General features: G+C 44.7%; 18 protein-coding genes. 7 read left to right on the top strand and 11 right to left on the bottom strand.

Going from position 1 to position 20454, the window contains the following annotated elements:
* Positions 1-3: 3 nt before the first annotated feature.
* Together R7041_RS07700 and R7041_RS07695 are read right to left on the bottom strand one after the other, a co-directional pair.
* A complete protein-coding gene (locus R7041_RS07700; protein WP_005376216.1) occupies positions 4-1191 on the bottom strand; it encodes an aromatic amino acid transaminase in 1188 nt (395 codons plus the stop codon).
* Positions 1192-1346: 155 nt separating this feature from the next.
* Positions 1347-2204 (bottom strand): AraC family transcriptional regulator, encoded by an 858-nt coding sequence (locus R7041_RS07695; protein ID WP_206949009.1) that lies wholly within the window; start codon positions 2202-2204, stop codon positions 1347-1349.
* A gap of 120 nt (positions 2205-2324) precedes the next feature.
* Between R7041_RS07695 and R7041_RS07690 the strand changes: the two genes are divergently transcribed.
* Positions 2325-3710: an MATE family efflux transporter gene (locus R7041_RS07690; RefSeq protein ID WP_206949010.1), complete on the top strand. Its 1386-nt coding sequence runs from the start codon at positions 2325-2327 to the stop codon at positions 3708-3710.
* An 84-nt stretch (positions 3711-3794) separates the two neighbouring features.
* Here R7041_RS07690 and nrdG read toward each other — a convergent pair whose 3' ends face one another.
* Both nrdG and nrdD read right to left on the bottom strand, forming a co-directional pair.
* A complete protein-coding gene (nrdG, locus tag R7041_RS07685) occupies positions 3795-4265 on the bottom strand; it encodes an anaerobic ribonucleoside-triphosphate reductase-activating protein (RefSeq protein WP_017634628.1) in 471 nt (156 codons plus the stop codon).
* Positions 4266-4349: 84 nt separating this feature from the next.
* Positions 4350-6470 (bottom strand): anaerobic ribonucleoside-triphosphate reductase, encoded by a 2121-nt coding sequence (gene nrdD / locus R7041_RS07680; protein ID WP_005388026.1) that lies wholly within the window; start codon positions 6468-6470, stop codon positions 4350-4352.
* A 309-nt stretch (positions 6471-6779) separates the two neighbouring features.
* Here nrdD and R7041_RS07675 point away from each other — a divergent pair, with 309 nt between their 5' ends.
* Positions 6780-7643 carry an endonuclease/exonuclease/phosphatase family protein gene (locus tag R7041_RS07675; RefSeq protein ID WP_025767757.1) on the top strand — a complete coding sequence of 288 codons (864 nt, stop codon included), beginning with the start codon at positions 6780-6782 and terminating at the stop codon, positions 7641-7643.
* Positions 7644-7679: 36 nt separating this feature from the next.
* Here the strand turns inward: R7041_RS07675 and R7041_RS07670 are convergent, their stop codons facing one another.
* Genes R7041_RS07670 through R7041_RS07660 form a run of 3 tightly spaced genes read right to left on the bottom strand, consistent with a single transcriptional unit; the run spans position 7680 to position 8844 of the window.
* Positions 7680-8120, bottom strand: a complete 441-nt coding sequence (locus R7041_RS07670; protein WP_017820171.1) for a YeeE/YedE family protein — start codon at positions 8118-8120, stop codon at positions 7680-7682.
* A 14-nt stretch (positions 8121-8134) separates the two neighbouring features.
* On the bottom strand, positions 8135-8548 hold the full coding sequence (locus R7041_RS07665) for a YeeE/YedE family protein (protein WP_254901900.1): 414 nt from the start codon (positions 8546-8548) through the stop codon (positions 8135-8137).
* 5 nt (positions 8549-8553) lie between these two features.
* Entirely contained in the window at positions 8554-8844 is a 291-nt protein-coding gene (locus R7041_RS07660; RefSeq protein WP_005376206.1) for an ArsR/SmtB family transcription factor, read from the bottom strand.
* Between the two features lie 151 nt (positions 8845-8995).
* On the opposite strand from R7041_RS07660, the gene R7041_RS07655 reads away from it, so the two are divergent.
* Positions 8996-10699 (top strand): FAD-dependent oxidoreductase, encoded by a 1704-nt coding sequence (locus R7041_RS07655; protein ID WP_206949011.1) that lies wholly within the window; start codon positions 8996-8998, stop codon positions 10697-10699.
* A gap of 67 nt (positions 10700-10766) precedes the next feature.
* Here R7041_RS07655 and R7041_RS07650 read toward each other — a convergent pair whose 3' ends face one another.
* Complete coding sequence (locus R7041_RS07650) at positions 10767-11465, bottom strand: aspartate/glutamate racemase family protein (protein WP_176311566.1); 699 nt, start codon at positions 11463-11465, stop codon at positions 10767-10769.
* Positions 11466-11604: 139 nt separating this feature from the next.
* Positions 11605-12405: a PhzF family phenazine biosynthesis protein gene (locus R7041_RS07645; RefSeq protein ID WP_206949012.1), complete on the bottom strand. Its 801-nt coding sequence runs from the start codon at positions 12403-12405 to the stop codon at positions 11605-11607.
* A gap of 147 nt (positions 12406-12552) precedes the next feature.
* On the opposite strand from R7041_RS07645, the gene R7041_RS07640 reads away from it, so the two are divergent.
* The gene (locus R7041_RS07640; RefSeq protein ID WP_005376100.1) at positions 12553-13002 is read left to right on the top strand and encodes a YkgB family protein; all 450 of its coding nucleotides are present in this window, start codon (positions 12553-12555) and stop codon (positions 13000-13002) included.
* Between the two features lie 198 nt (positions 13003-13200).
* Here R7041_RS07640 and R7041_RS07635 read toward each other — a convergent pair whose 3' ends face one another.
* Positions 13201-13677 (bottom strand): DM13 domain-containing protein, encoded by a 477-nt coding sequence (locus R7041_RS07635; protein WP_005376099.1) that lies wholly within the window; start codon positions 13675-13677, stop codon positions 13201-13203.
* Between the two features lie 195 nt (positions 13678-13872).
* Positions 13873-16197, bottom strand: coding sequence for an FdhF/YdeP family oxidoreductase (locus R7041_RS07630; RefSeq protein WP_206949013.1), 2325 nt, complete (start codon positions 16195-16197; stop codon positions 13873-13875).
* A gap of 666 nt (positions 16198-16863) precedes the next feature.
* On the opposite strand from R7041_RS07630, the gene R7041_RS07625 reads away from it, so the two are divergent.
* The 3 genes from R7041_RS07625 to uhpT all read left to right on the top strand — a co-directional run bounded on the left by R7041_RS07625 (position 16864) and on the right by uhpT (position 20432).
* Positions 16864-17748: a LysR family transcriptional regulator gene (locus R7041_RS07625; protein WP_005460961.1), complete on the top strand. Its 885-nt coding sequence runs from the start codon at positions 16864-16866 to the stop codon at positions 17746-17748.
* Positions 17749-17801: 53 nt separating this feature from the next.
* Complete coding sequence (gene fdhD / locus R7041_RS07620; RefSeq protein ID WP_017447522.1) at positions 17802-18632, top strand: formate dehydrogenase accessory sulfurtransferase FdhD; 831 nt, start codon at positions 17802-17804, stop codon at positions 18630-18632.
* 405 nt (positions 18633-19037) lie between these two features.
* Positions 19038-20432, top strand: coding sequence for a hexose-6-phosphate:phosphate antiporter (gene uhpT / locus R7041_RS07615; RefSeq protein WP_021707729.1), 1395 nt, complete (start codon positions 19038-19040; stop codon positions 20430-20432).
* Positions 20433-20454: the final 22 nt, after the last annotated feature.

Below are 20454 nucleotides of genomic sequence, written 5' to 3'. Positions count from 1 at the left end.
CAATTAAGCTTGAGATACTTTCTTAATTGCGTCCGCTACGTATGGAATATGAGTTTCGGTAAGTCCGGCAATGTTAATTCGACCATCGCCAACACCATAAATGCCATAATCTTCACGCAGTTGCGCCATTTGGTTTCCACTAAAGCCTAGCACAGTAAACATGCCTTTGTGACCCTCAATGAAATCAAATTGATCTGTATTATGGTTGTTTCTCAACTCGTTACACAAACTTTGACGAAGGCTAACCAAACGATGTTGCATTTCACTCAATTCTTGCTTCCAAACGGAAGTGAGCTTGTCATCTTGCAGAATGGTCTTGACTAAAGCTGCACCATGGTCGGGTGGCATCGTGTAAGTCGAGCGAGCTAGAGTGAGGAGTTTACCTTTTGCATTGGTTACATCATGCATGTTCTTACCAACCACAATCGCTGCACCAGTTCGTTCACGGTACAAACCAAAGTTCTTCGAACATGAAGTAGTAATCAACATCTCTTCAACGTTATCTGCCATAAAACGAAGACCTTTTGCGTCTTCTTCTAGGCCATCACCGAAGCCTTGGTAGGCAATGTCCACAAATGGGATGAAACCGTTCTTCTGCGACAATTCTGTAATGGCTTGCCAAGCAGATAAGTCAATATCCGCACCAGTTGGATTGTGGCAACAACCATGAAGAAGTACCACATCTGAAGGCCCAGCTTTCGCAAGATCATCCATCATTTTTGCGGTGTCTACTTGTTTCGTTTCCGAAGAGAAATAGTGGTAGAACTTAACTTTAAGGCCTGCTGCTTCCATTACTGGCTTGTGGTTTACGTAGCTTGGGTTGGAAATCCAAACCGTCGTATCTGGCTGTGCGATCTTCATCAGATCACCGAGCATACGCAGCGCACCACTTGCACCTGGCGTTTGAATTGCTGCAACACGATCCATTGCAGACGTTCCCGTCAGCAGCAAATCGATCATGCTTTTATTAAATTCTTCGCAACCCGCAAGACCAACGTAAGACTTGGTTTTTTGAGTTTCAACAACGACATCCTGCGCCATTTGAATGGCTTTCATAATCGGCGTTTCGCCTGCGCTGTTTTTGTATACGCCAATGCCAAGGTCAACCTTGTTTGGACGTTCATCGTTACGGTATGCAACGGATAGAGATAAAATAGGATCTAATACGGGAGTTGGGAGATTAGAAAACATGAAAGTCATAACCCTTTGAAATTCAAGTACCGAACCTCACGTTAACACCATCGCAAAAAATGACGAAATGATTTTTCACTTATTTCATCAATTAGAGAACAAAATTCTGGCTTACGGTGAGTTTTGTGCGCTCTATCGTTCAGAAAAAGAACGATTCACTCCTTGTCGTACCAATCCACTCTACCGTTTTTTCTAAACTCTCTTGGTGTCATGGTCGACCACGCTTTAAAACGTGTACTAAAGTTAGCGCTTGTCGGATATCCGACTATTTCTCCAATATGCTGAATTGGCCATTCTGTTGAACGAAGTAACCTAGCAGCATATTCCATGCGCATACGCGTTAAATGTGCCATTGGGCTTCGACCAAACTGCTTTTGAGTCAGTCGATGCAAATGAGGCTCCGAACATGGATATAGAGCCGCCACCTGCTCAACGCTCCAATCCTTATGGAGCTGACGTTGGACAAGGTCAAATACACGCCGAAGCCTCAATTGGCTGCGTGATATCGACTCTGAGGGCGGCATGTTTAACATCAGCTCTAACTGAGCCACACTATGCTCACCTACCGCACCACCATAATCGATTGGAAGGTTAATGCTGCGTAGTAACGTTTGGATACATGCATACATCACTTCAGGTGTAGATGAAAGCTGGTAGCGAACATCGCATTCTAATATCGGCCACTCTCTATCAGGAGCAAGAAAAAGCCACGCGATCTGCCAAGGTTCTTCTTCTATACCAAAACCGTTTTCAACACCTGCGGGTACTGTAATCAACGAGCCCGGTTCCAAATCGTATCGATAAGTCCTACTCTCTAGCCACCCTTTACCACGCACCGTATAGAGCAGCATGTGTTTCTTTTGGTTTTTACGATAAACAGAGAAGAAGTCACGACAAGTGGCAATGCCGCACTGCACAATGCCTCTCTCCTCAAGTGCTAATACTCGACTGTGATCAATAAACTCTTGATAAGTTTTTTCTGAAATCGCGTAGCGTTCTTGTTTATCTTCCATGATTTATTGGCTCACATGTGCGTTAGTAGAGAGTTTTACAAAGGTTTTGGATTCCTTTGAAAAATACACCGCCAAATCATGAGGATAAACTACTCGCATTAATCTTTAAGGAGAAATGCGATGCTCTTAACACGCGAATACATCGATAAAGCATTTTGGCAAAAGCTGATTACGATTGGCCTACCTGTTTCACTTCAGTCCATGCTTTTTGCTTTGCTCGGCGTCGTGGATATTTTCATGGTAAGCCTACTCGGAGAATCTGCAACGGCAGCAGTTGGAGTTGGAAATCGTATCTTTTTCTTCAACCTAGCGGTTGTCTTTGGCCTGTGCGGTGCAGTTACCGTACTTGCTTCTCAATACTACGGCTCAGGAAACCTAGCCGGAATTCGCAGAACGTTGGCGCAATCTTGGTTTATTTCCATTTTGGTGACGCTGCCGTTTATCGTTCTTTATGCGATTTTTGATGAAGAGATCGTCTCTTTTATGTCAGACGATCCTGAATACGTCACTTATGCACGTGATTATCTTGTGGTTACGGGCTTTAGCCTCATTGCTACGGCGATAGTAGTACCGATTGAAGCGGTATTGCGCTCCGTGGGCCAAACCAAACTGGCAACCAACGTTAGTATCTCCGCCATTGTCGTTAACGTCGCGCTTAATTATGTTTTGATTTTTGGTTTATTTGGTTTCCCTCAATGGGGCGTATTTGGTGCAGCCGTAGGTAGTTTTGTTTCTCGATTTTTCCAAACCGCCGTCTTGATTTATTTTTTCTACAAACGATATGCTTACCTAATTCCGACTAAGTTCGATTGGGTACAAGGCCGCTTAAAACAGTATCGAAAAAAGTACTTTAAGGTTTCTTTACCCATGTTGGTCCACGATGCACTTTGGACTGGTGGATTGATCGTTTACAGCATCATCTATGGTCAATTGGGCGTTTCAGAACTGGCGATCATCTCATTCTTATCACCGATTGAAGGGGTACTGATTTCAACCTTTATGGGATTTGCGGTCGCTGCATCCGTTCTTCTTGGGAATGATATTGGTGCAAAACATTATGACCGAGTCGAGAAAACGGCGTGGTGGTATGTGTTAACCAGCGCAATCTTAGCCACCTTGCTGTTTTTCCTAGTGTGGTTGAGCTCGCCCATGATTCATCACCTATTGGTACTGAGCCCGTTAACCGATGCAGACATGGCACTTAACGTATGTTTAGTCATGGCGCTAGGTATGATTTTGAGGGTGTTTAACATGGTTGGGATTGGCGGCGTACTAAAGAGTGGCGCTGATATTCGCTATAGCATTTTCATCGACACGTTCGGTCAGTGGGCTATTGGCATCCACCTTACTTATTACACAGGCATGGTGTTAGGGCTGCCTTTGCATTTTGTCTTGATGTCTCTGCTCGCGGAAGAGTTAGTGAAAGGCGTACTGACGACTTACCGTATTCAATCTAAACGTTGGATAAATAATATGGTTGAAGATGACCAATCGGTGACAGCGTAACCAAAAAGACATTAACGAACTCACACCAAAAGGGCTCACCCGTTATGCACGCGTGAGCCCTTTTTATGTGCGGAGAATGCTTGATTAGATGTCCGTAAAGCGATGAATGATTTGGTTTGAACTGCCACGCCATTCGAGATTGAGGTCTTTCTTGTCTTGTTCAAACTTACCATCAATCAAAACATCGATGTATTGCACCACTTCCCTTTGCGCGTTATTCAGTTCCGTCAGCGTGTAGCCAGTCCAAACCCAAATGTCTTTACCTGGGCACTCCTCTCTCACCCTTTTCACTATCTTCAAAATATGAGGCACATTAGCAGGGTGAAGCGGATCTCCACCCGACAACGACAAGCCACGGCGTTTGATACGCGTGTCGTTTAAGTCAGCGATGATTTTGTCTTCCGCTTCTTGCGTGAAAAGTACACCAGAATCCAAACGTTGCGTCGACTGGTTATAACACCCACGGCACTGATGCACACAACCCGACACAAACAGCGTGCAGCGCGTACCCGGTCCGTTAACAACGTCAATTGGATAGTATTGGTGGTAATTCATAATGCGTCTCTGTGTTATCGCGAAAGAGAAAATCAACCTGTTTAAAGTTGATTTTCAAAGTGTTAAAACGAGTGGTAGTAAACCTTACAGGTGTTTAACTCGGCGCTTCACTTCTTCTTGCTTACCGAAGTTAAACGGGCGTGCATCTGGGCTGCCTAGGTAGCCACAAACTCGACGTGTTACTGATACTTTAGTTGAGTCATGGTTACCACAGCTTGGGCAAGTGAAGCCTTTACTTGTACAGTCAAACTCGCCGTTGTAGCCACACTCGTAGCACTCATCAATTGGCGTGTTTGTACCGTAGTAAGGCACTCGGGTGTAACTGTAGTCCCATACGTTTTCTAGTGCTTCAACGTTACGTTGCATGTTCGGGAACTCGCCGTAACAGATAAAGCCGCCGCTTGAGATTTCTGGGTAAGGCATCTCAAAGTCGATCTTGTCGTACGGGTTCACCTTCTTCTCAACATCTAGGTGGAAGCTGTTGGTGTAGTAACCTTTGTCTGTTACGCCTTCAATTACACCGAACTCTTTCGCATCGATGCGGCAGAAACGGCTGCATAGGTTTTCACTTGGCGTTGCATATAAGCTGAAGCCATAGCCAGTTTCGTCAGCCCATTGATTCACAGCATCTTTTAGATGCTTGATGATAGCGACCGCTTTTTCACGCAAAACAGCGTCATCATAAACGTGCGCTTCTGTACCGAATAGCGCGTTAATTGTCTCGTGTACACCGATGTAACCAAGAGAAATAGACGCACGACCGTTCTTGAAGATATCTGCGATTGAGTCGTCTGCTTTCAAGCGAACACCACATGCGCCTTCCATGTATAGGATTGGGGCCACGCGTGCTTTCACGTTTTCAAGGCGAGAGATACGTGTCTCTAGTGCTTTACGAGCAAGACGTAGGCGGTCATTTAGAAGCTCGTAGAATTTCTCTTCGCTTCCGTTTGCACGGATAGCGATACGAGGAAGGTTCAAGCTCACGACGCCAAGGTTGTTACGACCTTCGTGAATCAGCTCACCGTTTTCTTCGTAAGTACCAAGGAAGCTACGGCAACCCATTGGCGTTTTGAATGAACCGGTTACTTCCACTACTTTGTCGTAGTTAAGAATGTCTGGGTACATACGCTTAGACGCACACTCAAGCGCAAGTTGCTTGATGTCGTAGTTTGGATCTTCTGATTTGTGGTTCAAACCATCTTTGATGCCGAATACAAGTTTAGGGAATACCGCTGTTTTACGGTTCTTGCCTAGACCTGCAATACGATTCTTCAGAATCGATTTCTGGATCAGGCGGGATGCCCAGCTTGTACCAAGACCAAAACCGAACGTAACGAATGGGGTTTGTCCATTCGCTGTATGCAGCGTGTTTACTTCGTATTCTAGAGATTGAAATGCGTCGTAACACTCTTTCTCAGTGCGCGCTTTTGCGAACTCTTCTGGCTCAGCAATGTTCCACTCTTTTGCAATCTCTAGGTGTTTCTCGTAGCTTGTGATTACGTACGGTTCTAGAACCTCATCAATACGGTTGATGGTTGTACCGCCGTAAATGTGGCTCGCGACTTGAGCAATGATTTGTGCTGTTACCGCTGTTGCAGTCGAAATTGATTTTGGCGTATCAATCTCAGCGTTACCCATTTTAAAACCATGCGTCAGCATGCCTTTAAGATCGATAAGCATACAGTTAAACATTGGGAAGAACGGTGCGTAGTCTAAATCGTGGTAGTGAATGTCACCCACTTCGTGCGCTTGAACCACATCGCGAGGAAGAATGTGCGTCTTCGCGTAGTGTTTCGCTACGATACCAGCCAACAAGTCACGTTGAGTCGGAATTACTTTGCCGTCTTTGTTCGCGTTCTCGTTGATTAGATCCAGATTACTTTCTTCAATCAAACCTTCGATTTCGCGAGTTAGTGCACTTTGCTTCTCACGAGCGATGTCGCGATCGTGGCGATATTCAATGTAAGAACGCGCTAGGGCTTTGTAAGGACCTTGCATGAGTTCATTTTCGACTAAGTCTTGAATCTCATGGATGTGAACTTCATCGTGTTCTCTTAACTGTAACTCGACAGCAAGAGCCACATTAAGAGCATAAATAGCGACATCTTTATCTTTGTTTTCCGCTGCTGCTTCAACTGCTGCTTGGATACGATCCCTGTTGAACGGAGCTCTTGATCCGTCGCGTTTGATTACGATTGGTTTCACTTTGTTCTCCTTACCCGAGCATACTCACAGAGTTATCCACAAACACACTATATGGGGTCATTTTTTATTCTGGCAACACAATATATTGTGGCGTATTTAACGAGAAGCACCACTCGAAAACATTGATTTTGATCAATAAAGATTGGCTAGCGAACAAGAAGAAATCGATCTTATTGGCGTTGATCTCAGTTGCGAAGAAAACCATGAAAATTGCAAAATTGGTACTAAATCTACTTGCTATTTTTGGAGGTCTTGTAGGATAAAGGATGGAAAGGAATACGCTAAAAGATAGGAGTGCAACAGGCCAAAATGCGATCACTTTTTGTTACGTTAATATTACTTTTTAGTTCTCTTTCATTTGCTCAAAACTCCATCAATCTAACCAGTTGGAACATAGAATGGTTATCGATAGATGGTGGAAAAGTGTCGAGAACACCACAAGATTTTGAAAAGCTGACCCACTATGTGGATAAAACACAAGCCGACATTTTTGCTTTTCAAGAAGTCGAAAGTGCTGCTGCCATCCAAAAAGCCGTTGGCAATGACTTCACTATTTATCTTTCCGATCGTTCAAACGCCTCCAACCGACACCTTCAGTTTAACGACACCAACCAATACACAGGCTTTGCCGTGCGCAATGGCGTAAGCGTATTAGACAAGCCAGACTTCTCTATCACACGAGGCAACAGCAAGCTTCGCTTCGCGAGCTACCTTGTTTTAAATCCAAACCAAGAAAACGAGACTCACCTACTCTCTGTACATCTGAAAGCGGGTTGCAGTGGCGCGTATCGTAATAACCGCGATTGTAAGATAGTGAAACAACAAGGACAGGCACTAGCTAAGTGGATAAAGGCGCGCGAGGACAACAAACAACATTATGTCGTGCTTGGCGACTTTAACCACAACTTGGGTTATCAAGGAGATTGGTTGTGGGACGTGATATCGGACAATACTAGTGCAAAGCTAGTGACTAAAGACACTAAAGCGGAATGTAAAGTGCGCTCTAATCGTAATCCGAATAAAACCCACCAATTCCGCTCGGTGATAGACCACATCATTGCGAGTGGTGATTTAAAGGCGTCGTCTGGTGTTCAAACCGTTTTCAAAACACAAGATGTACTCGACTATAAACTGAGTGACCATTGCCCGGTTTCTACGACACTCACTTTTTAGCGTTTAAGTACTCTTTTTAACGTTGAAGTACTTTCTTTATTGACGAACCACTCTTTTAGCGGTGAATGACCCAACCAACATTGCCGCTATAAAGAGCAGAACTTGTGTGTTGCCAGTAAAAAGGCTGGCAACCGCAGGACCAGGACACACACCCAGTAAGCCCCAACCAATACCAAACAGTGCTGCACCACCGACTAACTTTTTGTCTATCGTTTTAGAAGTCGGACAGACAACCTCATCACCAAACACAGATTCGCTTCTTGGCTTTATTAATAAAAGATAAGCAGGAACGAACACAACAAGTGCTCCGCCCATAACGAAGGCTAAGCTTGGGTCCCATGAACCGGTAATATCAAGAAAGCCGATCACTTTTGCCGGATCTGCCATACCAGAGACCACCATACCAATACCAAAGAGCACACCAGAAAATGCAACAACGGACATTTGCTTAATACTTTTCATTACGTGAGTTTTCATAACGACACTATTCCTCACGATACTAGCAAGACGGTTAACATGGCTGTGGCCATAAAAGTACACGTCGCGACCACAGAACGGATTGAGAAACGCCCTATTCCACAAATGCCATGGCCACTAGTACAACCATTGCCGATACGCGTACCAACACCGACTAACAAGCCAGCAACGATAACTAAAATAAGAGAACCGCTGTACTGATCTGGTACATGCCCGCCAAGAACATAAACAGCAAACAAGCCACCTAATACCATCGCAATTAAAAAAACAATTCGCCAAACGCGGTCTGCGCTCTCAACGGCACCGTTTAAGATCCCACTGATCCCAGCAGTCTTGCCAGTAAATAGCATCAGTGTTATCGCTGATACGCCAACTATTATGCCGCCCAAAAGCGACATCCAAGGAACTTCAAACATAGCATCCGCCAAACTAATTACTTACAGAAAACTTGCTTAAACGCTTCGACCAGCGGACCAACTCTTTCATCAGAAATTGAATAAAATACCTGCTGAGAAACCTTCCTAGCTTTAATGATGTCGTGCTTTCTCAATACGGTGAGATGTTGTGAAAAAGCAGATTGGCTTAATGATGAACCTTCAAACAGTTCACCAACCCCTTTCTCGCCTTCAATCAGCTTACACATCACGATTAGGCGCTCTGGATGAGCCATAATTTTAAGCAGCTCACTCGCTTCGGTCGCACTTTGTAGCATACTGTCGCCCATTCTTATGCCTCTTCATTACTACATTACATTTTATTAGATATTACTAATTAATATTATTAAGTCAATGCTAATGTAGATTAAATAACATTAGACTCAGCTAATTTATTTAAGTAAGGTGTAGGCGTTTTCGATCATTCAGCAGGAGAAATCCATGAGCAAAATCGTGATTATTGGTGGGGTTGCTGGCGGTGCATCTGCAGCAGCTCGCGCTCGTCGTCTTAGTGAAGACGCAGAAATCATTATGTTTGAACGCGGTCCATTTGTGTCATTTGCAAACTGTGGCTTACCCTATCACATTGGTGGCGATATCCAAGAGCGCAGCAAACTGCTTCTTCAAACGCCTGAGAGCTTTCTAGCGCGTTTCAATGTTGATGTCCGTGTGATGAACGAAGTGGTTTCTATTAACCGTCAAGACAAAACGGTTACGGTTAACAATTTGCTTGATGGCTCGGAATACCAAGAGAGCTACGACTTTCTTCTACTCAGCCCTGGCGCAGGTCCAGTTGTGCCGCCTATTCCGGGTATTGATAACCCGTTAACGCACTCGCTGCGCAATATTCCAGATATGGATCGCATCATTAAAACGATCGAAACCAACAAAGTTGAACACGCTACGGTCGTTGGTGGTGGTTTTATCGGTTTGGAAATGATGGAAGCCTTCCACCAGCTAGGCATAAAAACCACATTAGTTGAAATGGCGGATCAAGTGATGACGCCCGTTGACCGTGAAATGGCTGGCTTCGCACATGCTGAAATTCGTGAGAAAGGCATCGACCTTAAACTTGGCGTCGCACTTGAGTCGGTGAAATTCGTACCTAACGAGCACGTGGCAAGTTTCGACTCTGGTGAGAGCGAAAAACACCAACATCTAGAAGGTGAATTGGAATTAACACTAAACAACGGTGAAAGACTCACCACCGATATTTTGATTATGGCAATTGGTGTTCGCCCCGAGACCAAATTAGCGAAAGAAGCTGGCTTAGAAATCGGCGCTCTTGGTGGTATTTATACCAATGAATACATGCAAACCAGCGATCCTTCGATCTACGCTGTCGGCGACGCGGTAGAAGAGAAAGACTTTGTGACTGGCGAGCAAACTCTAGTGCCACTTGCGGGCCCGGCAAACCGTCAAGGCCGAATTGCAGCAGACAACATGCTTGGCCGCCAAGAAACTTACCAAGGTACGCAAGGCACGGCGATCTGTAAGATTTTTGATTTAGCCGTCGCTTCTACTGGTAAAAACGAGAAACAGCTGAAACGTGAAAACATCGCTTATGAAAAAGTGTATGTGCATACAGCAAGTCACGCGAGTTACTACCCAGGTGCAGAAACCGTGTCATTCAAAATGCTGTTTGATCCAGTAACAGGTAAAATATTAGGTGCGCAAGCAGTAGGTAAAGGCGGTGTTGATAAACGTATCGACGTAATGGCAGTTGCTCAGCGTGCTGGTATGACGGTAGAGCAACTGCAACACCTCGAGCTAACTTACGCGCCACCTTATGGCTCTGCTAAAGATGTAATTAACCAAGCGGCGTTTGTGGCAAATAACATCATCAAAGGCGATGCGACCGCGATTCATTATGATGAAATGGATTCACTGACAGAAGACCAACTGTTACTTGATGTTCGTAATCCTGGTGAATTGGAGTCCGTTGGTTATCTTGAAGGTGCAATTAATATTCCTGTCGATCAACTACGTCGTCGCATGCACGAACTTCCTAAAGACAAAGAGATCGTGATTTACTGTCAAGTTGGGTTACGCGGTAACGTAGCATACCGTCAGCTGGTCAACAATGGTTACAAAGCCCGCAACTTGATTGGTGGATACAGAACTCTCAAATTTGCTCGCTTATAACTTGATAATAAAAAAGAGAAAACCACGTGCTTGGTTTTCTCTTTTTTTGCAGGAAAGAAAGCGTAGATCATTCACCTTCAATTGCCAAACGGACTGCTGCTTGAGCATGGATAGAAGTGGTATCGAGTAGTGTAACATCGGTGTGACTTTGGTTTACAAGTAAGGCAATTTCAGTACACCCGAGAATCACAGCTTCAGCTCCCTGCTCTTTTAGTTTTTCAATAATTTGCAAGTATATCGTCCTTGACTCCTCTTTGATTTCACCTTGGCATAACTCTTTATAAATAATGTTATGTACTTTAGAGCGGTCGTCTTGATCGGGAATGATGACATCAAGCCCATAGAGGTCTGAAAGCCTTCCTTTATAAAAGTCTTGCTCCATTGTGAATTGAGTACCAAGGAGTCCGACCTTTTGAACCCCTTTCTCACGAAGTAACTCAGCAGTCGCGTCTGCGATATGTAGTATGGGGATATTAATACTGGCTTCAATTTGAGGCGCAACTTTGTGCATTGTGTTAGTACAAATAAGAATGAAGTCAGCGCCCCCTTTTTCTATTGAAGATGCAGCATCAGATAGAATGCTTGCCGTTTCTTCCCATTTACCTTGATGTTGAAGTTTCTCTATCTCCGAAAAATTCACGCTATACATACAAATTTTTGCGGAATTTAGGCCGCCTAACGCCTCTTTGACTCCTTCGTTGATCAATTTGTAATAACTAAGCGTCGACTCCCAGCTCATACCACCTAGAAGACCGATAGTTTTCATATAACTCTCCAATCGTTATACACCACCGTGCCAGGGGTGTTTTTACAAAAAAAATCAGCCACTTAAATAAGCAGCATTCAAGCGTCTTCACTATTGAGCATTGGGTAACACGAAAATAAAATCATTCCCACAAGGACCGCTACGCGATTCTCATATATCCTCGCAATATCGTTACTGCATTTCCAGAAAGCTTAACGTGCTCAGTGCTTAACAACTCTGTATGAACGACCCCACTTCTCTTAGAGGCTTGGAAGCCTTTCAGTTGCTTTTTGTTGAGCTTTTTAGCCCAGTAAACACATAAAGCACAATGTGCAGAGCCTGTAACTGGGTCCTCGTTAACACCCACCCAAGGCGCGAAGTATCGAGAGACAAAATCGGCGTCAGTGCTTGATTGAGCAGTGATGACGACGCCACGGCCTTTTTGTTTAAGCAGCGCACCAAAATCAGGGTCGAGTTGTTCAAGCACAAATTCATCATTAATGACGACCAACTGCTTATTATCAAACTGACCGTAGGCGACTACATTGGCGGCATCTAGCCCCAAACCATGAAGTAAGTCTTTGTTAATACTAGCTCGCATATCTAAAGTTGGAGCAGGAAACACCAAATGAATTTCTTCATGATCGAGTTGTGCAGTTAAAACCCCAGATAGCGTAACGAACTCAATCGTATCTCCAGTATTATATAACCCCTGCTCTTTCAGAACGTGCGCCGTTGCAAGTGTGCCGTGTCCACACAAAGCAACTTCCGTCCTCGGTGTAAACCAACGAAGTTGCATTGTACTGAGTGACAGAAATGCCGTTTCAGATAACGACATCTCGGCCGCGATGGCCAACATCGTTTCCTCATCAAGGCTTGACTCTGTGATACAAACACCCGCGGGATTACCTTTGAAAACCTCTGATGTAAACGAGTCAACCTGAAAAATTTTAACTTCCACGAAATATCCTTAAGTTCTATCAAACACGTAATTCTGTATCACGTGATTTTTAATATCTGTTGTTTGAGCGAAAAAAACCTATGAAATTTTCTACCAACCTTATAGGTCTTGTTGGAAGCGCTAACAAACAGGAGAATGTAGTTAATTATGCAAAACGTAAAAAGCCATCATCAATGTGACTCAATTGGATATCTTATCGGAGTTTTCGGCGTTTCTTTAGTTCTAATATGGATTGGTATTTATAAATTCACACCTACAGAGGCCAAGCTTATACAACCGCTCGTTGAAAATCATTTTCTGATGAGTTGGTTGTATGATGTGATGTCAGTTCAAGCCGTATCAAACATCATTGGCGCAACAGAAATCATTGTCGCTATTGGATTAATCGTTGGCCTTAAAAACACACGAGTCGCTTATTTTTCTGGCATAGCCGCCGCAATTATTTTTCTTGCGACACTCAGCTTTCTAATTACGACACCGAATACATGGAAAGTGTCTGATGGGGTTTTGGTGACAAACTTCTTTTTAGTAAAAGATATTCTATTTTTAGCTATTGCGATTAGCGTCATCGAACGAAACAAGCCAAACAGAGAATAACTCTAAATAGTTCGAAATCTTGTTTTTCCAGAACGTAGCCTGAAAGGTGCAAACGACTTACAAGTCGAATGGTTCTGTCAATAACTCTAAACAAAGGCTCTTAAATTTAGAGTGTTTAAGAGTCTTTGCCTCTTAATTATGCGAAACAACATCCTAGCGTAAAGTGAAAAGAAAAGCCTTTCACTCTACTGCTAAGGTTTATTGATACTTTGCCGAAGTAATGAACTCACCGAATGTCTCGCACCATACAACAACCGTATTGTATTCAGAAATTGAAGTGCTTTGAGGAACCTCAACAACGAAGTTATCGAACGTTTTGACATCACCAATTAAGCTCATCTCAGATTTAAGGTCATTAAACTCTTGTTCCGTTTCGACAAACTTAGGAGATAGATAGAGTTTATAGTCTGGTCCGGGAGCGAGTTTTCCTACCAACGTAATGACTTCAGAACTCAAATGAATTTCTCCCTCTCCCCAATGAAAAGCATCGCTACCTTTGAGTTCCCTCTTAAACACTGCGCTGTATTCTGCACCTTGCTTGCTCTTAGCAACTTGTTCATCGGTCGGCGCAGGTGGTGCAATAAGGATCGGTAAAGTATAGATACCTATCGCAATGCCAATAGAAACTGCCACTAAGTGACTGATTGTTAATTTAATTATATTTTTCAAGGTCATAAGCATCTTCTTATTAGTTTTACTACTTGAAATTAGATTCAAATCGGCCTTATCTGTCTATTATCGAGCAGCATAATGTCATTAACATTATACACAAGCTATGCGCACTAAATGCAGACTGAGCACAATTAAAAACGGCTGATAATTAATATCAGCCGTTTGCTTATCGGAAATGTCGTTGTGCCGGTTTGCTCACTATTCCGCTTCCACCAAAGCGATCTTATCGGATGTCGATTTTTCCAATTTTATCGCAATAAACTTAGAGGTTGGCGTAAACGTTCTATCCCCATAACTTTCCAAAGGAACTAATGGGTTTGTTTCTGGATAGTAAGCCGCCGCCTGACCTGCTGGTACATCATAGGCAACAAGCGTAAATCCGCTCACACGGCGCTCAACGCCATCTTCCCACAGTGACACCATGTCCACTTTGTCGCCCGGTTCAAAACCGAGTTTACGAATATCCGCTTCATTGATAAACAGCACTTCGCGCATACCAAATACTCCACGATAACGGTCATTCAAGCCGTAAAGTGTCGTATTGTATTGGTCGTGTGAGCGCATGGTTTGCAAGATCAAATCTGGCTTTTGGCCTTTTTCGAGTATCGCTTCGCTGATCAACTGTTTCGGCAACTCGCTAGAGCTGAACTGTGCTTTGCCGCTTGGTGTATTCCATCGACGCTCGGCAGCTGGGTTTACCAAGTGGAATCCACCCGGGTGTTTAAGCTTATGGTTAAAGTCGGTAAAGCCCGGAATCGTGTCGGCAATCAAATCGCGAATACGGTCGTAATCTTCAATCGCCCACAACCAATCAATTGGTTTTGCCCCGAGTGTCGCATTGGCAATACCGGCAATAATCGCTGGTTCTGAACGCAAATGCTCCGAACGCGGTTTTAGCTGACCAAATGAGATATGTACCATGCTGAAGGTATCTTCAACCGTCACGCCTTGTGGGCCAGTCGCTTGCTGATCAATCTCAGTACGGCCTAAGCATGGAAGAATAAGCGCATCTTTACCTGTGACAAGGTGAGAACGATTTAACTTCGTCGAAATGTGTACGGTTAAATTACAGTTTCGCATCGCGTTGTGCGTACGTTCTGTGTCTGGCGTTGCTTGTGCAAAGTTACCGCCCAAACCGATAAATACTTTCGCTTGCCCTTCTTCCATCGCTTTAATGGCTTGCACAGTGTTGTGGCCTTCACCACGCGGGACGTCAAAGTTAAATCGACTTTCAATGCGATCCAACAACAGACCTGAAGGTTTTTCATCAATGCCCATCGTACGGTCGCCCTGAACGTTACTATGACCACGCACTGGTGAAAGACCCGCGCCCGGCTTACCAACGTTACCTCGTAACAATTGCACGTTTGCGACTTCTTTAATGGTTGGTACAGAGTGACGATGCTGAGTCAACCCCATCGCCCAACACATGATCACACGTTCTGCACGTCGATACATGCTCGCTACCATCTCGATTTCACTTAAATCAAGACCCGATTGTTCCGCGATGTGTTCCCAAGAGGTTGCGTCCACTTCAGCCAAATACTCATCAATACCTATCGTGTGTTGCTTGATGAACTCACGGTCAAATACCGCTTTGCCACCGTTTTGCAATGCCTCGCGTTCCCATTGCAACAAGAATTTCGCGATGCCACGAAACACTGCCATGTCTCCACCTAAAGCAGGACGCAGGTACGCCGTGTTGGTAGGCTCTGAGCCGTTACTCAACATCTCAATCGGCATTTGTGGGTTTTGGAAACGCTCTAATCCGCGCTCTTTCAGCGGGTTTAGACAGATAACCTGTGCACCACGTTTTACCGCTTCGCGCAGAGGTTCAAGCATTCGTGGGTGATTCGTGCCCGGGTTTTGACCAATCACAAAAATCGCGTCGGCTTCTTCAAAATCATCAAAGATCACTGTGCCTTTACCAACGCCAATGGTGTCTTTCATCCCTATTGCACTGGCTTCGTGACACATGTTGGAACAATCTGGGAAGTTGTTGGTACCGAATGCGCGCACAAATAGCTGATACAAAAACGCCGCTTCGTTGCTTGCACGACCAGAGGTATAAAACTCAGCTTGGTGTGGCGAATCCAATTGATTGAGATGTTTCGCCACAAGAGAAAAAGCCTCATCCCAAGAGACTGGCACGTAGTGATCGGATTCAGCATCGTATCGCATTGGGTGCGTGATACGGCCTTGGTATTCCAACCAGTAATCGGTTTGAGTTGAGAGAGAAGAAGCGCTGTGATTGGCAAAAAACTCAGGATCAACCAGACGATTGGTCGCCTCCCAGTTTACCGCTTTCGCGCCATTCTCACAGAAATTGACTTTACCACTATCTGGCGACTCACCCCATGCACATCCCGGGCAGTCGAAACCGCCATTTTGGTTGGTTTTGAGCATAGTGCGAATGTTTTTAACTGCATTTTCACTGCCCCACCAACTTCTGGTTACGGCTTTCAGTGCACCCCAACCACCAGCTGGACCTTTGTATGCTTTTATTTGTTCTTTTTGGCTCACGACTTTACTCCTCGCAGATATACCAGCAAGCAGGGTGCCCGTGAAAACAAGCGCGTTATTTATTGAGATAATGCGGAAGTATTGAAGGGCTTAGTTTCTAATCCATGTATTTTTTAATCCAAATAAGTAACCACTCAACATGCTCTCGCTTGTCCGAGCGTTTACTTATCTAGATTCTTGATATCGGATACCCGCCTACTGTTTCTATGACTGGTAGATTCAATTCGCATTGTTGCGTCTTGATCTAAATCAAAGATTAAGTCGATATTCAATATGCGTCCAATTGATAATCCTGACCGAGTGATAAACAAAATCTATGACGAATTTTTCCACTGACGGTTATCACATTTTTAATCAATACAATTTATGAGGTTAATCGTTTTCCCATTCGATTCCACCTAGTTCGATTAACGAACTCAATAAAATCGGCACTCTTGATAATAGATAATATCTATCACACTATAGATACTTTAAATTTGACCCTAATTAATATCAGGAATAGCCTTGATTCAGATCAATTTTGAGTGTGGTTTTATTCTTGACTTGGTTTTGGTTTTCCATTCCCTAGTTAAAACGCTCCAGCGCTTAAAAAGTACGGTAGTGCTGTGCCCTTTTTAGGGAGTTCCCCCGTACATGTGACTCACAACGCAAGGTTAACAAGCCATTATGGATATCAAACAACTTAAATATCTCATCGCACTTGAACAGACCAAACACTTTGGTCAAGCCGCCGCATTGTGCCACATTACGCAGCCTACCTTGTCCATGAGGATCCGAAGCTTAGAGGAAGAACTCGATCTCGAATTAATCCAAAGAAGTCAACGATTTGAAGGATTTACAGAAGCCGGAGAACGCATTTTGGCTTGGGCAAAAACCGTCTTAGCAGCTCATGATGGATTGCAAGCCGAAGCCGCCAACTGCCGTGGTCAATTGGTCGGCTCTCTTCGGCTTGGAATGGTGCCACTCGCCAGCCAAAACCCTATGCAATTGCTCAAACCATTAGCTCAACAGTTCCCTGAGTTACGCTTTCAAATACTCTCCATGACGACCGAACAGATCATAGACCAACTCAATCGAAATCAACTTGATTTGGGGATGTGTTATGTCGATCAAGTTAACACCGCTTACTTCGATGTTATCGAGCTCGACTCGACCAAACTTGGCGTTTTATTCGATGAGCGTCATTTTGATTTTGCCGAATCTGAAGTGTTATGGGAGTCACTCAATAACATTCCGCTAGGGCTGCTTTCGAAGGGCATGCACTATCGCCACTCCATTGATCTTAGCTTTGTGAGTAAAGGGCTGGTTCCGCAAACCGTCATTGAAAGTAACTCCACCTTTCACTTGATCCAAGCAGTAACCAGTGGCCTTTGTTGCGCCATTATGCCGCTGAATTGTGGATTGGAAGAGTTGAACGATACGCTTCGCATTATCCCTATCGAAGAAGCCGCCGTTCACGCCCCGCTAGGTTTGTTAAAGCGAAAACAAGAACCGTTCTCCGCGCTAACCGATCAGTGCTTCGCAGAAGCAAAAAACATATTCAATCGATAACAAGAATCCACACGTCAATTTTTGGCATACATAACGGCTTATGAGGTGATTTCATGAGATGTACTACTCAATCTTATTTTGAACTGTCCGATTTCAATCAAGCACCACCTCAACCAAGTGCGTTCAATTACCGAGAATTGATTGATGGCCGCCCAGTGCAACAAATGTCGCTGGCGAGTGAATCCGCCTTAGCTATCAGCTATAACGGCATTAGCCAAGCGGTCATGATGGTGACGCCAGGCCATCTGGAAGACTTCGTGAAAGGATTTAGCCTAAGCACAGGCATCGTCCACGATTTCAAAGAGATTAAAGACATTGAAATTGGTGGCGATCACGAATCTCACTATGCGGAAGTGGAAATCAGCAACCGCGCTTTCTGGGCGTTAAAAACACAGCGCCGAAATCTTGCCGGCACAACCGGATGCGGCATTTGTGGTGTAGAGGCTCTGGAACAAGCTTTGCCTGATTTGGCACCGCTAACACCGTCTCTTCCTCCGCGCTCCGATGTATTTGAAGGGCTGCGAGACAAAGTCGCACTGCATCAAGAAGCCGCACGTGAATCTGGCGCGTTACACGCCGCTTTATTTGCAGATTTACAAGGCAACATCAAGTTGTGCCGAGAGGACATCGGCCGTCACAACGCGCTAGATAAGTTGATTGGCGCATTGGCCAACAATCACATCGAGCCTCAAAGTGGCTTCGCTATCATGACAAGCCGTTGCAGCTTAGAGTTGATCCACAAAGCCGTTCGCGCGCGTATCCCCACTCTGGTTTGCTTATCTGCACCTACAGCGTTAACTGTCGAATGGGCAAGAAGAAACCATTTGAACCTAATTCACTTACCAAAACACGGCTCGCCACGTCTATACAGCCCTGCGCCTTAACACGTCAACCTAGCCAAATTCCTAATATTTCTAACAGAGACCTCCGGGTTTCTGTTGTTTGCTTCTCGTTCCCAATTGATACTTAGCGACAAGCCACTATTCTCTCCAACCAAACGTGCTCACCCCTTGTCAGCACTAAGCTTGCGTATATTAACCTGCTTGCATTTGAACGCTTTCCAATCCGATAGAACCCTGTCAAAGACCCATAGATTAGTAAGGATTTTGTGTGACTCTTTTCACGCTTTTCCGCCTTACTAGGCATTTCTAGGAATTTTTCCTAGCCGATCTAGGCAACCATCTCATGTGCCTCACAAAACCACTCTCTAGAATTCCGCTCAGTCAAAGGTAACAAGAGCGCATAACGGTCTCCGTTGTGTTTCTAAAACAATTACAAGAGAGTTCATCATGTTAAAATTCCTCGAACAGGTGCGGAAGCCGACCCTCGATCTTCCCGTCGAAGTTAGAAGAAAGATGTGGTTTAAACCGTTCATCCAATCTTACTTGGTCGTATTCATCGGCTACCTAACCATGTACTTGATTCGTAAGAACTTCAATGTCGCGCAAAACGACATGATCTCAACTTACGGTTTGAGCATGACAGACCTAGGTCTTATTGGCCTTGGCTTCTCCATCACATACGGCATCGGTAAAACCGTTGTGTCTTACTACGCTGACGGTAAGAACACCAAGCAATTCCTCCCTTTTATGCTGATCCTTTCTGGTCTTGCAATGCTTGGTTTCAGCTTCAGCATGGGCGGCGGTAGTGCAAGCCTGTTCTTGATGGTGGCTTTCTACGCTCTAAGTGGTTTCTTCCAAAGTACTGGTGGCCCTTCTAGTTACTCAACCATTACAAAATGGACACCTCGTAACAAACGCGGCTCTTACCTCGGCTTGTGGAACATGTCACACAACGTTGGTGGTGCGGGCGCAGCGGGTGTTGCTCTTTTCGGTGCCAACTACCTATTCGACGGGCACGTAATCGGCATGTTCGTGTTCCCTTCTATCATCGCGATCATCGTCGGCTTTATCGGTATGCGCTTTGGTAGCGACTCTCCAGAAGCTTACGGTCTAGGTAAAGTAGAAGAACTTTTCGATGAAGCAGTGAGTGAAGAAGACACCGCCGCTGAAGAAAACCAGATGACCAAAAAAGAAATCTTTGTTGAATACGTTCTTAAAAACAAAGTTATCTGGCTACTTTGCTTTGCCAACATCTTCCTTTACATCGTGCGTATCGGTATCGACCAATGGTCAACGGTATACGCATACCAAGAGCTTGGTCTTTCAAAAGAAACGGCAATCTCTGGCTTTACTCTGTTCGAAGTCGGTGCGCTTGTGGGTACTTTGATGTGGGGTTACTTATCTGACCTAGCAAACGGTCGCCGCGCATTGGTAGCTTGTGTGTCTCTTGGCTTGATCATCGTATCGCTTGAGTTCTACCAACACGCCACTAGCGAGTTCATGTACTTAGCCTCTCTATTTGTATTGGGCTTCTTGGTGTTTGGTCCGCAACTTCTTATCGGTGTTGCCGCGGTTGGTTTTGTCCCTAAAAAAGCAATCAGTGTGGCTGACGGCGTAAAAGGTACATTCGCTTACCTAATCGGTGACAGCTTCGCGAAACTTGGTCTCGGTATGATTGCAGACGGTACACCTATCTTCGGCTTAACAGGTTGGAAAGGTACCTTCGCAGCCCTAGATACCTCCGCCATGATTTGTATTGTTTTGCTTGCTTTCGTCGCTATCGCGGAAGAGAAGAAGATTCGACACGCGAAGAAGCTTCAACTTGCACAAAACCAAGCCTAACTTCTCTGCGCGCTTTACTTCG

This window comes from Vibrio sp. 1751 (assembly GCF_033339895.1).
Lineage (GTDB): Bacteria > Pseudomonadota > Gammaproteobacteria > Enterobacterales > Vibrionaceae > Vibrio > Vibrio alginolyticus.
Note: the sequence above shows the minus strand (reverse complement) of the source record. Positions and strands in the feature narration are given on the sequence as shown.

Excerpts from the sequence above, each read along its gene's own strand:
- R7041_RS07700 (WP_005376216.1), bottom strand. The coding sequence starts at position 1,191 with ATGTTTTCTAATCTCCCAACTCCCGTATTAGATCCTATTTTATCTCTA.
- R7041_RS07695 (WP_206949009.1), bottom strand. The coding sequence starts at position 2,204 with ATGGAAGATAAACAAGAACGCTACGCGATTTCAGAAAAAACTTATCAA.
- R7041_RS07690 (WP_206949010.1), top strand. The coding sequence starts at position 2,325 with ATGCTCTTAACACGCGAATACATCGATAAAGCATTTTGGCAAAAGCTG.
- nrdG (WP_017634628.1), bottom strand. The coding sequence starts at position 4,265 with ATGAATTACCACCAATACTATCCAATTGACGTTGTTAACGGACCGGGT.
- R7041_RS07675 (WP_025767757.1), top strand. The coding sequence starts at position 6,780 with ATGCGATCACTTTTTGTTACGTTAATATTACTTTTTAGTTCTCTTTCA.
- R7041_RS07670 (WP_017820171.1), bottom strand. The coding sequence starts at position 8,120 with ATGAAAACTCACGTAATGAAAAGTATTAAGCAAATGTCCGTTGTTGCA.
- R7041_RS07660 (WP_005376206.1), bottom strand. The coding sequence starts at position 8,844 with ATGGGCGACAGTATGCTACAAAGTGCGACCGAAGCGAGTGAGCTGCTT.
- R7041_RS07655 (WP_206949011.1), top strand. The coding sequence starts at position 8,996 with ATGAGCAAAATCGTGATTATTGGTGGGGTTGCTGGCGGTGCATCTGCA.
- R7041_RS07650 (WP_176311566.1), bottom strand. The coding sequence starts at position 11,465 with ATGAAAACTATCGGTCTTCTAGGTGGTATGAGCTGGGAGTCGACGCTT.
- R7041_RS07640 (WP_005376100.1), top strand. The coding sequence starts at position 12,553 with ATGCAAAACGTAAAAAGCCATCATCAATGTGACTCAATTGGATATCTT.
- R7041_RS07635 (WP_005376099.1), bottom strand. The coding sequence starts at position 13,677 with ATGACCTTGAAAAATATAATTAAATTAACAATCAGTCACTTAGTGGCA.
- R7041_RS07625 (WP_005460961.1), top strand. The coding sequence starts at position 16,864 with ATGGATATCAAACAACTTAAATATCTCATCGCACTTGAACAGACCAAA.
- fdhD (WP_017447522.1), top strand. The coding sequence starts at position 17,802 with ATGAGATGTACTACTCAATCTTATTTTGAACTGTCCGATTTCAATCAA.
- uhpT (WP_021707729.1), top strand. The coding sequence starts at position 19,038 with ATGTTAAAATTCCTCGAACAGGTGCGGAAGCCGACCCTCGATCTTCCC.